The 18,893-nt window shown below is 70.3% G+C and carries 14 protein-coding genes and 1 pseudogene; 3 read left to right on the top strand and 12 right to left on the bottom strand.

The genetic code is table 11. The features are described from left to right. Positions 1-302: 302 nt before the first annotated feature. The 3 genes from cobT (at position 303) to ACFXPL_RS30685 (ending at position 6,247) form a co-directional block, all read left to right on the top strand. Positions 303-3,767, top strand: coding sequence for a nicotinate-nucleotide--dimethylbenzimidazole phosphoribosyltransferase (gene cobT / locus ACFXPL_RS30675; protein ID WP_384925729.1), 3,465 nt, complete (start codon positions 303-305; stop codon positions 3,765-3,767). A 318-nt stretch (positions 3,768-4,085) separates the two neighbouring features. Continuing rightward, the gene (gene cobA, locus ACFXPL_RS30680) at positions 4,086-5,309 is read left to right on the top strand and encodes a uroporphyrinogen-III C-methyltransferase (protein ID WP_384925731.1); all 1,224 of its coding nucleotides are present in this window, start codon (positions 4,086-4,088) and stop codon (positions 5,307-5,309) included. Positions 5,310-5,347: 38 nt separating this feature from the next. Then, positions 5,348-6,247: a TrmH family RNA methyltransferase gene (locus ACFXPL_RS30685; protein WP_384925733.1), complete on the top strand. Its 900-nt coding sequence runs from the start codon at positions 5,348-5,350 to the stop codon at positions 6,245-6,247. Between the two features lie 131 nt (positions 6,248-6,378). Here ACFXPL_RS30685 and ACFXPL_RS30690 read toward each other — a convergent pair. The 12 genes and pseudogenes from ACFXPL_RS30690 to ribA form a co-directional block, all read right to left on the bottom strand. After that, a pseudogene (locus tag ACFXPL_RS30690) lies at positions 6,379-6,474 on the bottom strand (cupin); the annotation flags it as partial. Positions 6,475-6,521: 47 nt separating this feature from the next. Continuing rightward, positions 6,522-6,989, bottom strand: a complete 468-nt coding sequence (locus ACFXPL_RS30695; RefSeq protein ID WP_384925735.1) for a deaminase — start codon at positions 6,987-6,989, stop codon at positions 6,522-6,524. After that, positions 6,989-7,681, bottom strand: coding sequence for a RibD family protein (locus tag ACFXPL_RS30700; RefSeq protein WP_384925737.1), 693 nt, complete (start codon positions 7,679-7,681; stop codon positions 6,989-6,991). Before ACFXPL_RS30700 ends, ACFXPL_RS30695 begins: the two co-directional genes overlap by 1 nt. 417 nt (positions 7,682-8,098) lie before the next feature. Then, positions 8,099-10,420 (bottom strand): alpha-xylosidase, encoded by a 2,322-nt coding sequence (gene yicI / locus ACFXPL_RS30705; protein WP_384925739.1) that lies wholly within the window; start codon positions 10,418-10,420, stop codon positions 8,099-8,101. A 26-nt stretch (positions 10,421-10,446) separates the two neighbouring features. Next, on the bottom strand, positions 10,447-11,247 hold the full coding sequence (locus ACFXPL_RS30710) for an ABC transporter permease (RefSeq protein ID WP_384925741.1): 801 nt from the start codon (positions 11,245-11,247) through the stop codon (positions 10,447-10,449). After that, positions 11,237-12,034, bottom strand: a complete 798-nt coding sequence (locus ACFXPL_RS30715; protein ID WP_384925743.1) for an ABC transporter permease — start codon at positions 12,032-12,034, stop codon at positions 11,237-11,239. The genes ACFXPL_RS30710 and ACFXPL_RS30715 overlap by 11 nt, the downstream gene beginning before the upstream one ends. Continuing rightward, positions 12,034-13,056 (bottom strand): ATP-binding cassette domain-containing protein, encoded by a 1,023-nt coding sequence (locus ACFXPL_RS30720; protein WP_384925745.1) that lies wholly within the window; start codon positions 13,054-13,056, stop codon positions 12,034-12,036. Before ACFXPL_RS30720 ends, ACFXPL_RS30715 begins: the two co-directional genes overlap by 1 nt. Positions 13,057-13,336: 280 nt before the next feature. After that, on the bottom strand, positions 13,337-14,107 hold the full coding sequence (locus tag ACFXPL_RS30725; RefSeq protein ID WP_384925747.1) for a class I SAM-dependent methyltransferase: 771 nt from the start codon (positions 14,105-14,107) through the stop codon (positions 13,337-13,339). 22 nt (positions 14,108-14,129) lie between these two features. Beyond that, entirely contained in the window at positions 14,130-14,867 is a 738-nt protein-coding gene (locus tag ACFXPL_RS30730) for a formylglycine-generating enzyme family protein (RefSeq protein ID WP_384925749.1), read from the bottom strand. A gap of 46 nt (positions 14,868-14,913) precedes the next feature. Continuing rightward, positions 14,914-16,029, bottom strand: a complete 1,116-nt coding sequence (locus tag ACFXPL_RS30735) for a glycosyltransferase (RefSeq protein ID WP_384925751.1) — start codon at positions 16,027-16,029, stop codon at positions 14,914-14,916. 143 nt (positions 16,030-16,172) lie between these two features. Further along, positions 16,173-17,858 carry a WD40 repeat domain-containing protein gene (locus ACFXPL_RS30740; RefSeq protein WP_384925753.1) on the bottom strand — a complete coding sequence of 562 codons (1,686 nt, stop codon included), beginning with the start codon at positions 17,856-17,858 and terminating at the stop codon, positions 16,173-16,175. Next, entirely contained in the window at positions 17,855-18,493 is a 639-nt protein-coding gene (gene ribA, locus ACFXPL_RS30745; protein ID WP_384925755.1) for a GTP cyclohydrolase II, read from the bottom strand. The genes ACFXPL_RS30740 and ribA overlap by 4 nt, the downstream gene beginning before the upstream one ends. Positions 18,494-18,893: the final 400 nt, after the last annotated feature.

Genomic DNA, 18,893 nt, shown 5'->3' on the forward strand with positions numbered 1-18,893 from the left:
GCTGCCGGTCGTTCGTCGCTTCGTTCGTCAATGTCCGGAAAAGGGGCCCGTTTTAAGCCCTGATGTGGTACAGCGGAGACCGGGGGGACGCGCGACGTGGCGCAGTCCACAGCGGGCCGTGGCGGATCCCCGCCATGGCTGTGCAAGCCCGCGGGAAGCCGTGACACCACGGGGGACCGCGGGGCGATTCGTGCCGCGCGGCGCCCACGCTCGTTGTTCCTGACGGGCGCCGGACACAGACCGCGGATCGGGCGCCCCGGTGGTAGGGCCGAAGGAGCGGAAACAATGGGCGAGGGGTACGCATGACTGACACCGGCCAGGTCCCGGGCGAGGGACTGCCGGAGAACGCAGGCATGGTGGAGCAGCCGGGCGTACCCGCTCCCGGCACGTACACCTACCTGACCCCCTCCGGGCCCGCCACCGAGGACGAAGACCTGCTGCTGATGCCGAGTTCACAGGGCGGCTGGAGCGACCCCCAGGTCGTCCCGGCGGATCCGCACGCCGCCTACGCGACACCGGAGGGGTACGCGGCCGAGACCTACGCGACGGCGCCCCAGCAGGCGTACGGCGTCCCCGAGGGCTACGCCGCCCCGGAGACGTACGCCGCCGCGCCCGAGACGTACGCGCCCGCGGAGGCCTACGCCCCCGCGGCCCCGTACGCCGCCCCGGAGGAGTACGCCGCCGCACAGGTGCCCGTCCAGCAGCAAGTGCCTCCCATAGAACAGCCGGCGCCGATGACGGAGCCGGTGTCACAGGTAGAGCCCCAGGTCCCGCCGGAGGCGCCCGAGGCCCCCGCGCAGGCCGGGCAGCCCGAACCGCAGGAGCAGCACCCCCCGGTCGCGGTCGCCGCGCCCGGGACGGAGGAGCCCGCGGAGCCCGGGGCCGAGCCGCAGGTCCCGCACCAGCCGGGTGCGCACGAGACCGGTGGCCGGGACTCCGGCTCGGTCGACCTGAACGGCGTACGCGTCCCGCCGCCCGCCGCGGCCCCCGCCCCCGCGACCGCGCCGGCTCCGCCGCGCCGCCCGCTGCACATGGGTCCGCCGGTGCCCGACCCGACGGGCGGCGTGGTCCGCTCACTCGCCGACCGGGGTCCGGCCGGCGCGCCGACGCAAGCCGTCCGCGTACGCCCCCGCACCCAGGCACCGCCCGCGGCCCCCGAACCGGAGACGCCCGCCGTGGCGGAGGCGGCGCCGGAGACCCCCGTGGAAACGGTCGTCCCCGAACCCGAGCCCCAGCCCGAGCCGGCCGCGGTGACGGAGCCCCCGGCGGTCGGGGAAACCCCCGAACCGGAGCCGGTGGTGGCGGTCGAGGAGCCCGCGGCCCCGGAACCGGAGCCTCAGCCCGTGACCGAGCCCGCCGCGGTCGCCACCGAGCCGACCTCTGAGCCCGAGCCGGTCGCTCCCGCACCCGAGCCGGTCGCTCCCGCACCCGAGCCCGCAGCCGAAGTCCCGGCCCCCCAGCCGGAGCCGGAGCCGGTGGCCGAGGAGGCACCCGCCCCCGTCGCGGAGCCCGAGCCCGAGCCGGTCGTAGCGGCGGCCCCCGAACCCCCTCAGGAGCCGGAGCCGGAGCCGCAGCCCGCACCGGAGCCGGAACTCGCACCGCGGCCCGAAGCCGCCGCCGAGCCCGCGCCGGCTCCGGCCCCCGAACCCGTGGTGGAACTCGCGCCCGAACCCGAGCCGACGCCCGAACCCGTGGCGGCGGTCGCGCCCGAACCCGAACTGGTCCCGGAACCCGTGGTGGAGCCCGAGCCCGTGGCGGAGGTCGCGCCCGAGCCGACCACCGAGCCCGTCGTGGAGGCCGCGCCCGAACCCGCGCCGGCTCCGGCCCCCGAACCCGTGGCGGAGCCGGTGCCCGAGCCGCAGCCCGCAGCGGCAGAGGCGCCGCCGTCCCCCGACCCCGCGCCCGCCCCGGTGGTCCCCGGCGAGGCACCCGAGCCGACCCAGCAGCAGGTCCGAGAAGGCCAGGAGAGCCACGAGGTTCAAGAGGTTCAAGAGGTCCAGGAGAGCCACGAGAACCAGGAAGGCGAGGAGGGCACGGCGGCCCCCTCCGGCTACGACGACGCCGAGCGGGACGCCGTACTCCGTGTGATGCGCGAGCGCCGCGACATCCGCAACGGCTTCCGCTCCGACCCCATCCCGCACGAGGTACTGCTCCGCGTCCTGGAAGCCGCGCACACCGCGCCCAGCGTGGGCCACTCGCAGCCCTGGGACTTCGTCGTCATCCGCTCCGCCGAGACCCGGCGGTCCATGCACGAGCTGGCACAGCGTCAGCGCGACGCCTACGCCAAGTCGCTGCCCAAGGGCCGGGCCAAGCAGTTCAAGGAACTGAAGATCGAGGCCATCCTCGACACCCCGGTGAACATCGTCATCACCGCGGACCCGACCCGCGGCGGCCGGCACACCCTGGGCCGGCACACCCAGCCGCAGATGGCCCCGTACTCCTCCGCCCTCGCCGTGGAGAACTTCTGGCTCGCCTCCCGCGCCGAAGGCCTCGGCGTCGGCTGGGTCAGCTTCTTCGACGAGCGTGAGATGGTCCGCGTACTGGGCCTGCCGGAACACCTCGAAGTCGTGGCGTACTTGTGCGTCGGTTACGTCGACGAGTTCCCCGAGGAGCCCGAACTGATGCAGGCGGGCTGGTCGAAGCGCCGCCCCCTGTCCTGGGTCGTCCATGAGGAGACGTACGGCCGCCGCGCCCTGCCGGGCGAGGAGCCGCACGACCTGCTCCAGGAGACCGTCGCCGGAATCCGCCCGCTGGACGCCAAGGCTCTGGGGGAGGCGTGGGAGCGCCAGAAACGGATGACGAAGCCGGCCGGCGCGCTCGGCATGCTGGAGATCATCTCGGCGCAGCTCAGCGGCCTCTCCCGGCTCTGCCCGCCCCCCATCCCCGAACCGGCCGCCGTCGCGGTCTTCGCGGGCGACCACGGGGTGCACGCGCAGGGGGTGACCCCGTGGCCGCAGGAGGTGACCGGCCAGATGGTCGCCAACTTCCTGGCCGGCGGCGCGGTCTGCAACGCGTTCGCGAACCAGGTCGGCGCGGAGGTCTGCGTCGTGGACGTGGGCGTGGCGGGCGACTTCCCGGCCACCCCGGGCCTGCTGCCCCGCAAGGTCCGCCCGGGCACGGGCGACTTCACGGCCGGCCCCGCGATGAGCCGCGAGGAAGTCCTCGCGGCGATCGAGGTCGGCATCGAAACGGCCCGCGATCTGGTGGCCGCGGGCAACAAGGCGCTGCTCACCGGTGAGATGGGCATCGCCAACACGACGGTCTCGGCCGCGCTGATCTGCGTCTACACCGGGCAGGACCCGGCGGAGGTCACCGGCAGGGGCACCGGCATCAACGACGAGATGCACGCCCGCAAGGTCGATGTGGTCCGCCGGGCCCTCGACCTCCACCAGCCGGACCCGGCAGACCCGATCGGCGTCCTCGCGGCCGTCGGCGGGCTGGAACACGCGGCGCTGGTCGGCTTCCTGCTGGGTGGCGCGTCGCTGCGTACACCGGTGATCCTGGACGGCGTCAGCGCGGGCGCGGCGGCACTGGTCGCCCGCGCGATCGCCCCGGAGGCCCTGGCGGCCTGCATCGCGGGACACCGCAGCGCGGAGCCGGGCCATATGGCGGCCCTGAACAAGCTCGGCCTGCGCCCCCTGGTCGACCTGGACCTCCGCCTGGGCGAGGGCACGGGCGCGCTGCTGGCCCTGCCGGTGATCCAGAGCGCGGCACGGGCGATGCACGAGGTGGCGACGTTCGACTCGGCAGGAGTGACGGAGAAGTAACCCGTACGGCCCCCTTCCCGACCGGTGGCGGCGAGCGGTGTGCCCACCGGCGGGAGGGGGCGGGGCCTCCGGAGACCCCGGCACCCGCCCCCGGGCACGTACCCGTACCGCCCCCGGCCACGTACCCGTACCGCCCCCGGCCACGTACCCGTACCCCACCGCTCGCGCTCGCCGCCCGCGGCCTCGCCGCTCGTGGTGGGGCAGCGAGCGGCGAGGCGGCCCACGAGCGCCCACAGCCCCGCCGCGTAAGCTGTTCGGTACCCCTCTCCCCACCCGCACCCTTCGTCACGTCCCACCGCCCGAGGAGCCTCCGCCCACATGGCCCAGCACGCCGACCACCCCGCCTACCCCGTAGGACTCCGTCTCTCCGGGCGGCGCGTCGTCGTCGTCGGCGGGGGCCAGGTCGCGCAGCGCAGGCTGCCGTCGCTCATCGCCGCGGGCGCCGACATCGTGCTGGTCTCACCTTCGGCCAAGCCGTCCGTCGAGGCCATGGCGGCGGCCGGGGAGATCCGCTGGGAACGGCGGCGGTACGAGGAGGGTGACCTGGCCGGCGCCTGGTACGCGCTCGTCGCCTCCAGCGACCCCGAGGCCAACCGCGTCGCCTCCGCCGAGGCCGAGCGCGGCCGGGTCTGGTGCGTGCGCAGCGACGACGCGGAGGCCGCCACCGCCTGGACCCCCGCGACCGGCCGCAGCGAGGGCGTCACCGTCGCCGTGCTCACCGGGCGCGACCCGCGCCGCTCCGCCGCCGTGCGCGACGCCATCGTCGAGGGGCTGCGCGACGGCACGCTCGCCGCACCGCACCACCGCACCCGTACCCCCGGTGTCGCCCTGGTCGGAGGCGGTCCCGGCGACCCGGACCTGATCACCGTGCGGGGCCGCAGGCTGCTCGCCGAGGCGGACGTCGTCATCGCCGACCGGCTCGGCCCGCGCGATCTCCTCGACGAGCTGCCGCCGCACGTCGAGGTGATCGACGCCGCGAAGATCCCGTACGGCCGTTTCATGGCCCAGGAGGCCATCAACGCCGCCCTGATCGAGCACGCCAAGGCGGGCAAGGCCGTCGTCCGGCTCAAGGGCGGCGACCCGTTCGTCTTCGGCCGGGGCATGGAGGAGGCGCACGCGCTCGCCGCGGCCGGCATAGCGTGCACGGTCGTGCCCGGCATCTCCAGCTCGATCAGCGTGCCGGGCGCCGCCGGGATCCCCGTCACGCACCGCGGTGTCGCCCATGAGTTCACCGTCGTCAGCGGCCATGTCGCCCCGGACGACGACCGGTCGCTGGTCGACTGGGCCGCGCTCGCCCGGCTGCGCGGCACGCTCGTCCTGCTGATGGCCGTCGACAAGATCGGTTCCATCGCGCGGGCGCTGATCGAGCACGGCAAGGCCCCCGAGACCCCCGTCGCACTGGTCCAGGAGGGCACGACAGCCGCCCAGCGCCGCGTGGACGCCACGCTCGCGACGGTGGGGGAGGTCGTGCGGGCCGAGGAGGTGCGTCCCCCCGCCGTCATCGTCATCGGCGACGTGGTCGCACTGGGCGACGGCCACTGACACCCCCACCCCACAACAGGACAGGGCAGTACCACCCCGTGGCCGAACTCATCACCGTCGAGGACCCCGACGACCCGCGCCTGAGCGACTACACCGGGCTGACCGACGTCGAACTGCGGCGCCGGCGCGAGCCCGCCGAGGGACTGTTCATCGCGGAGGGTGAGAAGGTCATCCGCCGGGCCGCCCAGGCCGGCTACGCCATGCGGTCGATGCTGCTCTCCGCCAAGTGGGTCGACACCATGCGCGACGTCATCGACGGGGCGTCCGCACCGGTCTACGCGGTCAGCCCCGAACTCGCCGAGCGGGTCACCGGCTACCACGTGCACCGCGGCGCCCTCGCCTCCATGGCACGCAAGCCGCTGCCCGCCGTGACCGACGTGCTCCGTACGGCCCGCCGTGTCGCCGCCATGAAGGCGGTCGACGACCACCCCGACATCGGCGCGGTGTCGCCTTTGGGTCTACAAGAACGTGCTGGTCAATGTCGTATCGCGATCTTCGAGGACATCGTCGATCACGCCAATCTGGGTGCGGCCTTCCGTAATGCGGCGGCTCTGGGAGTGGACGCCGTGCTCCTCACCCCGCGCTGTGCCGACCCCCTTTACCGGCGGGCTGTGAAGGTGTCCATGGGGGCCGTCCTCGCGGTCCCGTACGCCAGGTTCGAGTCATGGCCGCGTGACGCCGATGTCGTCCGGAAGGACGGCTTCGTGCTCGCGGCCCTCGCCCTCTCGGCGAGTTCCCTCTCTCTTGACGAGCTCGCCGGCCGCCGTTACGAGAAGTTGGCTCTGATGCTGGGCACGGAGGGGGAGGGGTTGTCGGCCGGAGCGCTACGGGCTGCTGACGAGCATGTACGCATCCCGATGGACGCAGGTGTCGACTCCCTGAACGTGGCCGCTGCCTCAGCTGTCGCCTTCTACGCCACCCGGCCGCGGTCTGACTGACCCCGGAGGACGAGGATCACGGGCCCGCCTGCTGCGGCGCTCCGAACTCGGTCTCGCCGGGCGGGATCGACACCCCCCGACCCGGTGATGGGCCGACTCCATGGGCAGGGGCGTGTCCGAAGCCTCTCGGGTCAGGTGTTGAGTGCGTGTCCGGTCGTCGGGTCCACGTGCTCCGGGATCTCGTCGTGGCGATCGCCCACGGTCGGTGTCCCGGTGGGCTCGAACAGGAAGGCCGAGGAAACCACTTCCGGTGCTGGTTCGGTGCTGACTCCTGTCACGGAAGCCTGCCCAGGTGTGAATTCGCTTCCTTTGCCGCTGACGCGAGTTCGGGAAGTTCCTCCACAACGACCCCGGCCGCCGCCAGCTGCTCGACACCGACGCAGTCGTCGACGAACAGCGATGGCTCCCGCCAAGCAATGACGACCCGGGGGACGCCGGTCTCAAGGATGCGCTGCGTACAGGGGGTACGCGGCGAGCGCCGCTGGGAACACGGCTCCAGCGTGCTGTAGATCGTTGCTCCGGCCAGGCGTGCGTCGCCGGCGGGCAGCTTCGCGAGTGCGGCCTCTTCAGCGTGCTCGTGAGGGTCGGCCTCCCGCGAATAGCCGGACGCCAGTTCCGTGCCGTCCTCGCTGACGATGACCGCGCCGACCGAGTAAGCCCCGGCGGCCGGTGGGCACAGCGCGGCCAGGGCAATCGCACGTTGCATCCAGCGCAGGTCCTGGTCCCGGTCGGGCGAGTACATCAGCCGCGCTCTTTGGGTGCGTAGCGGACGAGCACGACGTCATCGATCGCTCGGATCTCCAACACCTTCATCCGGGCGTTCGACCCACCCGGATAGTCTGCCGCGCCCAGGAAACGAGCTGCCTCCGGCTGCCCCACCAGCAGCGGCGCAATCACAAGGTGCATTTCGTCGGCGAGGTCCGCGGCCATGAGCTGGGTGTGGATCGAGCCGCCGCCCTCCACCATGAGCTGCTTGATGCCTCGATGTCCGAGCTCATCGAGGACCAAGCCCCAGTCGAGGTCGGGCCCGACGCTGACGACGTCTGCGAGGTCCCCGAGCGTGGCGCGAACCTTCTCCACCGCGGCGTCCACGGTGATGGCCAGCTTGTCGCCGCCGTAATGCCAGAACTTCAGGTCGGCGGCGAGGTCGCCGGACCGGGTGACCGTGACCTTGAGCGGGTACTCCGACCTGCCGTCGGCCACGCGCCGCGCGCGCCTCTCGTCACTGTTCACCAGCAGGCGGGGGCTGTCCCGGCGCATGGTGGTCGCGCCGATCAGTATGGCGTCCGCCTCTGCGCGGACCTGGTCGACCCGGTCGAAGTCCGGTGCGTTGGACAGGCGCAGTCGCTCAGAGGTGGTGTCGTCCAGGTAGCCGTCGACCGACATGGCGGCGGAGAGCACGACGTACGGGCGGGCGGTCGTCAAATCAGACATCCGTTCCGGTCTCGGGGCGGGAGTGGCGTCGAAGGTGGCGCGGAACTCGGGGACCGAGGATCGGCGCTGCCAGGAATCAAGGCCCTGTCGAGCCGGGCGAGTTCGTTGGTGGTTCGCCCGGTGCCGTTGTCGGCCCTGACGGTGATTGTGTGCACGCCGACCGTGGCGGCCCGCTCCGTATCGCGGGCTCAGGCCAGGCGCCACAGCGTGCCGTGCAAGGTGGACGCCGTGGTCTCGGTGGATTTCGACGTACGAGGTGTTCAGCCACACGCCCCACGGAGCGGGGCCGGAGCCGATGCCGGAGAGAGCGTTGCGCGGGGAGACGATGGCACGCTCACTGTCGTCGGCGTCGCCGCGGAGGGCTTGCCCGTACGCCTCGTGGACGCGGCCACCGCCTGCGGGGTCCTTGGCCGCGGGTCAAGATACTCCGGCCTCGATCACGAGTGTGTCCGGTACGGCGCGCAGGAGGACTCCTTCCGGGACCACTTCCACGGTCGCGCCGTGCACGGTCGTGGGGACGGATCCGCCCACCAGGAGCAACGCCCAGTCCCGCACCGGCCGGTCCGCGGTGACGCGTGTGAGGCCGCTGTCGTGTTCGACGCTGAAGAGCGCGGAGAGGTCTCCCTGCGGTGTCACGATCCTGGTGGTGGCCGACACGTCGCCTCGGAGCGGGTAGATCCTCAGTACGACACCCGTGGCGTAGTCGTAGTCGGGGCGGTCCTGAACGGCACCCAAGGGGAGCACCGTCCCGGGCCTGACCAGGACCGGCAGGCTGTCGAAGGCGTGGGTCTCCTCGATCCAGCCGGGTCCTTCGACGATTGCGCCGGTCAGGAGGCTGGTCCAGCTGCCCTCGGGCACGTAGAAGCGGACGGTGCCGTCGGCGGAGAACACGGGGGCGACCAGAAGAGACTCACCCAGCATGTACTGGGTGTCGAGGTAGGCGCAGCCTGGGTCGTCGGGGAACTCCATGACCATGGGGCGCATCATCGGCAGGCCCTCGGTGTGCGCCTGCTCGGCTGTGCCGGCCAGGTATGGCATCAGGCGCATCTTCAGCCGGGTGAAGGTGCGCAGCACGTCGACGGACTCCTCGTCGAACATCCAGGGAACCCGGTAGGAGCCGCCTCCGTGCAGGCGGCTGTGGGAGGAGAGCAACCCGAAGGCGATCCACCGTTTGAACACGTCGGGGTCCGGGGCGCCGATGAAGCCGCCGATGTCATGGCTCCAGTAGCCGAATCCGGACAGGGCCAGGGAGAGGCCGCCGCGCAGGCACTGGGCCATGCCGGCGTAGGTCGCCTCGCAGTCACCGCTCCAGTGGACGGGGAACTGCTGGCTGCCTCCGGAGGCGGCACGCGCGAACAGGACGGCCTCGCCGCGTCCCCGCCGTTCTTCGATGAGGTCGAACACGGTCTGGTTGAAGAGATAGGCGTAGTGGTTGTGCATCCGCTCGGGGTCGGAGCCGTCGAAGTACTCCACGTCCAAGGGGATGCGCTCGCCGAAGTCCGTCTTGAAGGAGTCCACTCCCATGTCGAGCAGTGCGCCGAGTTTGTCGGCGAACCATGCGCGGGCTTCCGGGTTGGTGAAGTCGACCACAGCAAGGCCGGGTTGCCACTTGTCCCACTGCCAGACGTCGCCGTTCGGCCGGTGCAGCAGGTAGCCGTGCTCCGCGCCCTCGGAGAAGAGCGGCGAGAACTGCGAGATGTAGGGGTTGATCCACACGCAGACCTTCAGGCCGCGGGCTTTGAGGCGGGTCAGCATGCCCTCCGGATCGGGAAAGGCACGTTCGTCCCAGGTGAAGTCGCACCACTGCAGTTCGCGCATCCAGAAGCAGTCGAAGTGGAACACCGACAGGGGCAGTTCCCGCTCGGCCATGCCGTCGATGAAGGAGGTGACGGTCTTCTCGTCGTAGGAGGTGACGAAGGAGGTCGACAGCCACAGACCGTAGGACCAGGCGGGCAGCGGTGCCGGGCGGCCCGTGAGCGCGGTGTAGCGGCGCAGGATCTCCTTCGGCGTGGGTCCGTGAACGATGTAGTAGCGCAGGGACTGGCCCGGCACGCTGAACTGCACGCGCGCCACAGACTCCGAGGCGACCTCGAAGGACACCCTCCCCGTGTGGTGCACGAAGACTCCGTAGCCGGCGTCCGTCAGATAGAACGGGATGTTCTTGTAGGCCTGTTCGGTGGAGGTGCCGCCGTCCTCGTTCCAGATGTCGACCGTCTGGCCGTTCTTGACCAGGGGGCCGAAGCGCTCCCCCAGGCCGTAGACGTGCTCCCCCACGCCGAGGACGAGTTGTTCGCGCACGTAGGAGCGGCCGTTGTCCTCGACGACGGCCATCGAGCCGGCTCCGCTGCTGGTCAGGAGGCGTCCCTCGGCCAGGAAGTCCATCCGCCAGGGTTTGTCGCGGGCGAAGCGGACGGACAGCGAACCGCTGGTGAGCCGAGCCGCCTCGTCGTCCACGGACACCTCGACGAGGGTCTCCTTGTCGACGGCGAGTTCCAGCTCGGGGCCGCGCGGGCGCCCGCCTGAGAAGTGGGTGACGTCCACCGCTATGACATCCGGCATGGGGCTCGTGCAGCGCACAGTGACGACGGGCCCCATCGTGAGGTCGCCCTTGCCCCGGATCTCCCGGACCGGGGCGTGCACCGTCAGCGCGTCCGTGTCGGCGTCGATCCGGTACGCCTCCGCGGGCGAGGAGACCTCCACGCCGTCGCGCAGCAGCCAGTAACCGTCAGTGAACTTCATCGGTACGCACTCTCCTTGGAACGGCTCTAATTGCTGACGCTCTCGTACCGTTGCAACCCACGGCGGAAAACGAGTCTGGCCAGCATGTGGATGATGAGGGCGGCGGCCGGTGCCGCCGCGAGGTAGGGGAGAGGACCGCCTTCCGTGAGCAGGACGGCGGGCAGGTAGGTGACGAAGGCGAAGGGGATCGGGAAGAAGAAGACCGCGGCCAGCGGGCGCGGATAAAGGCCCAGAGGGAACCGGGCCAGGTCGGTGAACTGCTGCACGAGAAAGGGGATGTTGTGCAGTTCGCGGAACCAGAACCCCAGGGAGGCCGAGGCCAGGTTGACGGAGCCGTAGATCACCGCGCCCGACAGTACGCACACGAACAGGATGGGGAGCGTCCACAGGCCGTAGGCCATCGGGAGGTGGTCGGCGGCGAGGCCTATCGCGAGCAGGCCGACGGCGAGGTCGCCGCATCCGTGCAGGCTCACGTCGCGGGTGAAGAGCTGGAGGGCCGGATCGACCGGGCGCAGGACGAGGGTGTCGAGTTCGCCCCGGCGGATGAGGTCCGTCAGCTGCCACACGCCGTCGAAGAGCAGGACGTTGAGGCCCAGCGGGACGGTCGCCAGCCCGTACAGGAAGATCATTTTCCAGGCGCTCCACCCGTCCATGACCGGTGCGCGGCCCAGCAGCACCAGCATGAGGACGAGCCAGACGCCCTGCCGCAGCAGTGCGGCGAGGATCTGGAGAAAGAGGTCGGCGCGGTAGGCCGACTTGGCCCGGTACTGGAGCGAGAGCAGCAGCGCGAAGTGCGCCAGATGAGGTGTGCGTCGTTCACCCGCCATAGGTGTCCATCCGTCGGAATCCGTGGTTCAGCAGGAGGCGGGTCGCCCCGACCAGGGCGGCGAGCCACAGCATCTGGAGGGCGACCAGGCCGACGGCTTCCGCCGTGCCCGTGCGGCCGAAGTAGATGACCATCGGGGTGTGGAAGGAGCCCTGGAAGGGCAGCGCCCAGGCCATGGTCTGCAACCAGTCAGGGAGCATCGGGAGGGGGAACATCGAGCCGGACAGGAGCAGTGCCACGGCTTGCCGGCACCGGATGAGTCCGATGACGTTCGTCGTCCAGAAGCACAGGACCCCGGTGGTGACCGCGATGGCGGCCTTCAGCGCCACCGCGAGGAAGAGGGAGAGGGCAAGGAGGGCCTGCGAGCCTTCCTCGGGGGGTACGGCCCGCACCACGGTGAGCGCGGCGAGCAGCAGGCACAGGCCCGCGGAGAGCAGTTCGATGAGTACGGAAGCGGTCAGTTCGGCGACGCGGAGCGTCATGTAGTGCACCGGTTTGAGGAGGTCCATCGAGACGTTGCCGTCACGGATGCTGGCGGAGACCCGCTGTTCGGTGCCGAAGGAGAGGAGCAGACTGAGGAGGAACGAGAGCAGGAGATAGGTCTGCATCTGCGGCCAGTCGTAGCCGGCCTGGCTCTGCCCGTCCCTCATGATGGCGCGCCAGATGAAGAAGAGGACCGATATCTGGACCAGGCCGACCAGCACGCCCACCACGTACCGGCCCCGATACATGAAGGCTTCCTGGACGGCCGCGCTCAACAGGGCGCGGAACGCACCCAAGGAGGACATCACCCGTGGTCCTGGGGTACGGGCGGGGGCTGTGCGAAGAGCCGCTGGACGACGTGTTCGAGGGTGGGTTCGCGCAGTTCGATGTCGACGACCTCGTGGTCGCGCATGGCGAGACCGACGAGGTGGGCGGCGCTGGTCTTCCCGGGGTCGAACTCGCAGGAGATCTGGTGCCGGTCCGTCACCGTGCAGTCGATGCCGGTGGAGGCGCGCAGCGAGGACACCACCGCGGCGGTGTCCTCCTCCCGGGCCAGAGTGACCAGGAGGCGCCGTGTGGTGGTGAGCCGCCGTCTGACGCCGTCGACGCCGTCGTCGATGACCTTCCGGCCGTTGTCGAGGATGATCAGCCGGTCGCAGATGCCCTCGATGTCGGCCATATCGTGACTGGTGAGGAAGACGGTGACGCCGTGCTGCTGATTCAGCAGGCGGATGAAGCGGCGTACGACGGCCTTGGAGTTGACGTCGAGGCCGTTGGTGGGCTCGTCGAGGAAAATCAGGCGGGGGTTGTGGAGGAGCGCGGCGGCCAGGTCGACCCGCAGGCGCTGGCCCAGGGAGAGCTGGCGTACCGGGACGGGGAGGATCTCCGCGAGGTCCAGCAGGTCGGTGAAGAGCTCCAGGTTGGCCCGGTAGGTCGCGGCGGGGATCTCGTACATGCGGCTGAGGGTTCTGAAGGAGTCGGTGACGGGCAGGTCCCACCACAGACCGGTGCGGTGTCCGAAGACCGCTCCGATCTCGCGCACATACTTCTGGCGGTCCCGGTGGGGTTCGAGTCCGTTGACCTGGACGGAGCCGCTCGTCGGCGACATCAGCCCGGTGAGGATCTTGATGGTGGTGGATTTACCGGCCCCGTTGGAGCCGAGGTAGCCGATGGCCTCGCCGGGCTCCACCTCGAAGCTGACCGCGTCGACGGCCACCTTCGTGCGGTGTCGGGGCCGCACGAAGTGTCTGACCGTGCCCGCCAGTCCGGGGTCCTTCTCCGGTATCCGGTACTCCTTGCGCAGGTAGCGCACATCGATCGCCTTCATGCCCCTCCCCGGGCCGGTCTGTTCGAGGTCGGCTTCCGGCCGACGGGCAGGAAAGTGGTGGCGCGGGCGCCGTAACCGTGCGTCTGTTCCGGCGCCCCACGCCCTAGGCCCTGTCTGACAAATCCCGCCTGGCTCGCGACGCCTGGCACGCACACTCGCTGCGTTGTCGGAGTCGCCCGAGTACGTCCAGTACACGGGCGATCCTCCGCCTTGCGATTGCACGCGCCAGACACCGCGAGCCCCGCCCTGCGGGCGGACGGCGCTATTTGTCAGACAGGGCCTAGGGCACGGTCCAGGACTGGGCGGCACCGGCCCGGTCCGCGGGCAGGACGGCCTTGACGATCAGGTACATCGGGACGTGCTGACGTGCGCGCAGGGTCTCCTCGTCGAGGGTGCCGTTCCGGGGCCGTCCCTCCCGGAGCGCGGCGAGGCGCAGACCTGCTCCTTCCAGGCAGGTCAGGTAGTCCTCGATGCTGCGGTGGTGCTTGACCACGGTGCCGCCCAGCCAGTGCAGCGGGCGGGGCCCGGGCCGGAAGTAGTCGCGCACCAGCCATGAGCGGGGGAAGTCCTCCTGGTCCGCCAGGTCGTAACAGCTGGTCAGCGTGGGGTGTTCGACAGAGAGGACGAAGGCGCCGCCAGGCCGCAAGGCGCTCCGTACGCGCTCCAACAGGTCCCCCAGGTCCGGGAGGTAATGCAGCACCATGCGGGCGGTGACGACGTCGGCGCTGCCGGGCTCGGGGCGCCAGTCCCGCAGAGTCGCGTGCTGAACCCGGAGCCGATCGGTCGCCGGGGGCGCGTGCTCCAGCAGGCGGCGCGAGGCGTCGACGCCCACGTAGCGTTCGGCCCCCTCGTCCAGGAGCGCCCGTCCGAACCTGGCGTCCCCACAGCCGAGGTCGAGGAAGGAGCGCCCGGTCACCGGTCCCATCAGCTCGCGCACGTACGGCTCTTCCATGAGGTCGTTCGGATGCCCGGTCTGCGACCTCCGCCGGAGGTACTCCTCCGAGACCCCTGGCAGGTCGTAGAAGGTGTCTCCGCTCACCGCGTCTGTCACGGACTCTCCTTCGGGTAAGAGTTCAGGTGCTGATCACGAGGCGGAAGCCGGTGTCGTGGGGGATCGGGTCGTAGGCGCCGTGCCGGCGGGCGCACCGCGCGAGGTCGCGGTTGTGGCGCCACGAGCCGCCGCGCGTCACGTGCCGGTCGCTCGCCCAGGTCTCCTCGGGGGCCACGCCGCCGGGCGCGCCGGAATAGGGCTCGTAGGGTGTCGCGGTCCACTCGTCGACGTTGCCCGCCATGTCGAGGAGGCCGAAGGGACTGGCGCCGGACGGGAAGGAGGCGACGGGGGACGTGCCGTTCAGTCCGAGCGGAAGCAGGTTGGCCCGTGCGGCGTCGAATCCGTTGCCCCAGGGGTACTCACGGTCGTCGCCGCCGCGTGCGGCGCGCTCCCATTCAGTCTCGGTCGGGAGCCGCACGGGCAGTCCGGTCCGCTCGGCCAGCCAGGCGCAGAAGTCCGTGGCCTGTTGCCAGGTGACTCCCGCCACGGGATGGTCGTCGGGGCCGCTGGGCGGTGCTTCCAGGGTGTGTTCGTCGGCGAAGACCGCCCACTGAGCCCAGGTGACCGGAGTCCGGCTCATGGCGAAGCCGGGGACCAGGATCTCCTTCTGCGGGCACTCCTTGAGGAACCAGTCCTGCGGCAGGTCGAGGTCCGCGTGGCGGCGCACCAGTGCTGGGACGTCCCGTTCGTCGGTCCCCCGTACCAGTACCCCTTCGGGGACGGTCACCCATGCGACGGGGGGAACGCTGCTCGCTGTCATGTCGTGCACCGCCTGCTTTCTGTGTTCTTCCGGGGGCAACCTTGTCCTACCCGCTGTCCCGGACGCTGTGCCACACCTTGTTCACGGTGGCCATCTCCCAGACCGCCCGCCACCCCGCGGCACCTTGTATCAGCTCGAAGGCCAGCAGGGTGAACCAGCCTTCCTGGATGCCCAGTTGCCGCCACTGGGGCGAAGCGGCCGTACGGGCTATCCGTACGCCTTCGAGCAGGGCCGCGGCCGCCGCGGCCCGCCGTAGGCGGCTTCGCGGCCGGGACAGCAGGAGGGCGGGCGGAACGAGGAGCTGGGCCGCGATGCTCGCGCCCGTCACGCCGAGGGCCAGCCGTCCGGTGACCGGGAGCCGGTGGTCGGTCAGGTGGCGCAGGGCGGCGAGCTGGCCGCGCAGCCAGCGCACCCGCTGGCGCAGAGCCAGGCCCAGCTCTTCGACCGGGGCTCCGTAGGAGACGGTCTCCAGGAAGCGGATCTCCGGTTGGAGCCGGCTGGCGAACATCGACCAGACGAAGCACTCCTCGGCCTCGTCCTCGATGAAGCCGCCTGCTTTCGCGAGGAAGGCGGTGCTGACGTAGAGGGAGCTGCCTTGAAGGAACGCGGTCCGCATGCGTTGTTGCAGGAACATCATAGAGGCCAGGTGGGTGGCGTTCTCCGCGGCGATGGCCCGGCCCACCCAGTTGCGCGATTCGTGGAACTCGAAGGCCTCCACGATGTCCGCGCCCTCGTCGAACGCGCGGACCGCTTCAGTGACCTGGGTGGGTCCGGGGACCACGTCCGCGTCCAGGAACAGGACAATGTCGTACCCGTCGAGCTGGGGCAGTACGTGGTTCAGAGCACGCCCCTTGGGCTGCATGTCCGGTACGGCCAGCACGCCGGACCGGGGGTCGAACCCCGCCGTGGCCAGGTCCTCGAAGGCGGTGCGGGCGGGTAGCCCGCTGCGCTCATCTCCCTCGGGCACCAGCCACAGGACGGTCACACGGTCCCGCGGATGACGCATCCGGAGCATGCCGTCCGCGGAGCGCCCGCATGTCTCGACGGACTCCTGGAACATGGGCACCAGTACGACGACACGGGCGGCGCTGTCCGATCCGTCCCCGGGCAGGGGGACCCGGTCGGCACCCCGCGCCGTGGTGGGGATCAGGAAACCGGTCATGTCGGGTCCTCCTCCTCTGTCGTGAGCGAAGCGTCGGTCGGGTGTCGGCGTCCCGGCCGACGCCACGGAGCGGCAGCCTGCGCCGTCCCTACCGTGAGCTGCCGGCGAGCGGGCTCAGGCGCGCCGATCCGCGGGGGCAGGGCTCACGGCTGGATGCGGCTCACCTGGCCGTCGTAGGAACTGGCGAGGAAGACCGCCGTCCGAGGGTCGTAGGCGAGGGAGGAGATGCCGGACGTGGTGGGCCGGGTGACGGGTGCCCAGGTGCCCGACTGCCGGTCGTACACGGCGACGCGGCCGTCGTAGGAGCCGGTGGCGACGTGTCGTCCGTCGTCGGACGCGGCCACGCACTTCACGGAGTGGACGTGGGGGGTGGTCAGCACCTCGGGCTGCCGCGAGGGGTTCCAGATCCGGAGCTTCAGGTCGCGGCTGACGCTGGCGAACCAGCCGTCGCCCAGGCCGGCACAGCCGTTGGCGATCTTGTCGTGTCCCTCTTCGAGGGTGGCGAGGTGTTCGAGAGTGGGGAGGTGGAACCAGGTGGCGGAGGTGTCGGCGGCGACGGAGAAGAGCAGGTCCCCGGAGACCGCCAGGCCCTTCACCGCGTTGGTGTGCAGGGGGAGGTCGGCGACGTGGACGACATCGTTGTCGGAGAGCTTCAGCAGGATGCCCTCTCCCGTGTAGCTGCCCAGAACCGCGTACTTGTCGCCGTCGCGTTCGAAGGTGGCTCCGCAGTTCAGGGGCGAGCGGTGTTGGTGGAGCTCGTCCCCGGTGAGGGCGTTGAAGACCTTGCCGAGCTGGCCGCCCGCCAGGACCAGCGGACCGAGGGGGGTGAGGAAGTTGCACAGGCTTCCGGTCTGCGCGATCGGCCGGCCGTCGCGGCGTACGCTGCCGGCGTCGCCGACCGTCAGCGCGGTGCCGTCCGCCCGGGGCAGGACCGCGTTGATGCCGCCTGTCTGAGGGACCTCGGTGCCGTCCCAGACCCGTGTCCGGTAGTCGTAGCCACGGTAGGTGGCGCCGAAGGTCGCGAAAACCAGCCGGTCGTCGCCCGCGAAGGCGCAGGAGCGGGGCCACACGTCGGCGGGCAGCTCGGTGCTGTCCCTGGGGACGGGCTCCCGGGAGCTGACGTCCCACAGGCGCATGGTGCGGTCGTAGGAGAGGCTGATCAGCAGGTGGAGGCGGTCGTTGAGGACGAGCCGCTTGATGCCCGCGTCGTGAGCGGGCACCGAGGTGCGTCCCTCGGGACCGATCACGATGATGGATCCCTCGTCGTTGCCCGCGTAGACGGTGCCGTCGGAGGAGATGGCCACCGTGTCGGTCTCCACGCCGTCGGTGCTCAGCTCGGAGACGAGGGCGCCCGTCGCGAGGGACCAGCGCTTGACGGTGCCGTCGTCGCTGGAGGAGATCAGTGCCTCGCCGTCCGCGGTCCACTCGACGGAGATGACGTCGGCGGTGTGACCGACGAAGACGTTCAGCAGCCGTCCGGTGAAGTCGTAGACGCGGACGCGGTGGTCGCGTGACGCGGTTGCGACCAGTTCCCTGTGCGGGTGGAAGACCGACATCTCGACATCGTCCTCGTGGGCAGCGAAGACCGCGACCAGGAGCAGGTCGGGGACCGTCCAGAGGCGGGCCGTGTAGTCGCTGGACGAGGTCAGCAGATAGCGGCCGTCCGGCGAGAAGGCGCACTGGTTGGCCAGGTGGTCATGGAAGGAGCGGGCGAGCGGTTCGCCGGTGCGCTGGTTCCAGCATATGACCTGGTTGTCGTAGCCGGCGGTGGCGACGTACTTGTCCTGGAGGGCGGCGACACCGCTGATAGGACCGCGATGCATGATCATGCAGTCTCCCCGATGAGTTCGATCGTGTGACCACTCTGCTCGGCCTTGACACGCAGGTACCGGTCGTTGTGTTCCGTTCGGAACACCTGCGTGGCCACGGTCTCCTCGATGGCGATTCCGTGGGAGGAGAGCTGGCTGACCTTGTCCGGATTGTTGGTCAGAAGACGCACCCGTGGAATTCCGAGGGCCCTCAGCATCTGCGCGGCGGAACGGTAGTCGCGCAAGTCGTCCGAGAAGTTCAGCGCGCGATTGGCCGCGTAGGTGTCGAGACCCTGCTCGTCTTGGATAAGATAGGCGTCCAGCTTGTTGTAGAGGCCGATTCCGCGCCCCTCCTGCCGCAGGTACAGCAGGACTCCGCCGAATTCCGACAGTTGCTCCATGGACTCCGCGAGCTGCGGACCGCAGTCGCATCTGGCCGAGCCGAAGACGTCTCCGGTCAGGCATTCCGAGTGCAGGCGGACCAGAGGGGCCGCTGCCCGGCCGGGAAATACTGTCGGAGGCCCGGGGAATACCAGGGCGATGTGTTCCTGTCCGTCGTCGAGGCCGCTGAAACTGACGATTTCTGCAGCCCGCCACGATCCGCCGCCCATGGGCACGGGGACTTGCACCCGGGTGCGCACGTCGGCCTTCTTCATTCGATTGGAGATTTCCGGTCCGCCGTCAGTTCCTGCGGCTCGCACCAGTTGACTCTCTTCCTCTGCGAAGCTCTGCGAACACCCGGATCTGCCGGATGTTCGCAGAAACATTAACAGTTCGTGGTCAGCGAGCGTCAACAAGGGCCGACCGGCCTGGCCGAATTATGATGCAGGAGTCACAGGTCACCTTGGAAGCAAAAATGGGCGGTGATCGCGCTTGAGCTGCCGAGCTTTCGCACTCCCCCGTGAAGGGACTGAAATATCGAACGGGCCGATTGGCTCATTCGACAATGATTCGACAATCGACGTGCGGGAATCAGAGAAGAAGCGCACGTGGCGCATGAATTAACGGCAAATAGATGCTGATATTTTGGTTTTGATCGTTAGGCCCGTTCTTTGC

Source organism: Streptomyces sp. NPDC059092 (assembly GCF_042756365.1).
Taxonomy (GTDB): domain Bacteria; phylum Actinomycetota; class Actinomycetes; order Streptomycetales; family Streptomycetaceae; genus Streptomyces.